This is a genomic window from Psychrobacter sp. HII-4 (genome assembly GCF_904846595.1).
Lineage (GTDB): Bacteria > Pseudomonadota > Gammaproteobacteria > Pseudomonadales > Moraxellaceae > Psychrobacter > Psychrobacter celer.
This window is the reverse complement of record NZ_CAJHBJ010000093.1, coordinates 1-1,251: the sequence shown is the minus strand read 5'-3', so window position 1 is coordinate 1,251 and position 1,251 is coordinate 1. Positions and strand designations below refer to the sequence as shown.

The 1,251-nt window shown below is 39.0% G+C and carries 2 protein-coding genes; one reads left to right on the top strand and one right to left on the bottom strand.

Annotated features, from left to right (window positions below; translation table 11 throughout):
- Positions 1-234: 234 nt before the first annotated feature.
- Positions 235-924, bottom strand: a complete 690-nt coding sequence (locus JMX98_RS13855) for a hypothetical protein (RefSeq protein WP_201587408.1) — start codon at positions 922-924, stop codon at positions 235-237.
- Between JMX98_RS13855 and JMX98_RS13850 the strand changes: the two genes are divergently transcribed.
- Positions 875-1,159: a DDE-type integrase/transposase/recombinase gene (locus tag JMX98_RS13850; protein ID WP_413786563.1), complete on the top strand. Its 285-nt coding sequence runs from the start codon at positions 875-877 to the stop codon at positions 1,157-1,159. The two genes, JMX98_RS13855 and JMX98_RS13850, sit on opposite strands and share 50 nt — an antisense overlap.
- The last annotated feature ends 92 nt before the right edge of the window (positions 1,160-1,251 follow it).

The window sequence follows — 1,251 nt, the reverse complement described above, 5'->3', positions numbered from 1 at the left end:
ATGTCACTGACAGGCACGCCTTGTTCTGCTTGTTTGAGTATATTAACTATCTGGGTGTCGGTAAATCTTGATTTTTTCATGTCGAAATCTCCTGCTGGTATTTTAGCAGTTAGTTTCTACTTTTAAGGGTTATTATTTTTTGGGGGGATTACCGTCTAGCAAACACCTAAAAAAGCCAGACACCTTATGTATCTAGCTGATAGAACATCACTAACCCACTTTTTATACTTCATTTTATTTAATTGTTGGAGAGGATAGATACCTTATATACTCATCTGTCGTTACTGTGAAATCGGGATTAAAGGTAATATCATAATGTACAAATGAACTTCTTGCATAGTTATAAGGACTTAAATTGTCGTACTTTTGCATGACTTTACGAGGGTAGAAGGTATAAGTATGCCAATCAATAGCTTCTTTTGACGCGCGTTTGGCTTCACGTACTGCTTTGTACTTAGGTATGTTAAATAACCGCTCATAAAACTTATCTTTCGCTTTTTCAAAGGCGGCTCTAGACTCGTAATTATCTACTAAACGAGGTAAATTGGTATACTCTTCTCTCGGGATAGGCGGAAATTGTTGTTCCTCTTCATTTTCTGACAACCATTTTCCATAGCGAAACTCTATCTTTTCAGGTAGCGGTATCTCTTGACTTAATGCACAGTGACTGACATCAAACTTACCATCAGGTGTATTACTACAAACTACAGGAGTTGTCGCCTCAATAATCATCTGAGGAATAGTAGTATAGTTGTTCTCTTTATCCTCTAGAAACCATTTTGCAGGGTTTTGCCCTACGGTAACGATAAGACCAGGCCCAAAGCGAGTAGACTGCTCTCCTTCTTTAAAGTTGCTACAGCCTAGTAGTGGTATCGTGAGCACCAGGCCTAGGTTGATAAGCATTACTTTTGATAATATTTTCATTATTCGCTTTCGAACCTTTAATGTGATTGATGATTACAACCGTGAAGTATTAGGCATTGATATTGGTACCAGTATACCTTCACTCCGAGTAATTCGCTACCTTGATCAGCTAGCCGAGTGGCATGGTTACCCTAAGCAAATAAGGGTAGATAACGGCAGTGAGTTTACATCCAGCGTATTCACTGATTGGGCATCAGCTCAGAGAGTTTCCCAAACTTTGTGTAACTGCTTATAATCCACTAACCGGAGAATAAGCAATGACTAAGCAAACCGACCTTAAAAAACTTGCCCAGCAAATGGCTAGCAGCATGAAAAGCTTTGATGACA

Bases quoted from the DNA above. Each gene is read 5' to 3' on its own strand.
- JMX98_RS13855 (WP_201587408.1), bottom strand. From the start codon at position 924: ATGAAAATATTATCAAAAGTAATGCTTATCAACCTAGGCCTGGTGCTC.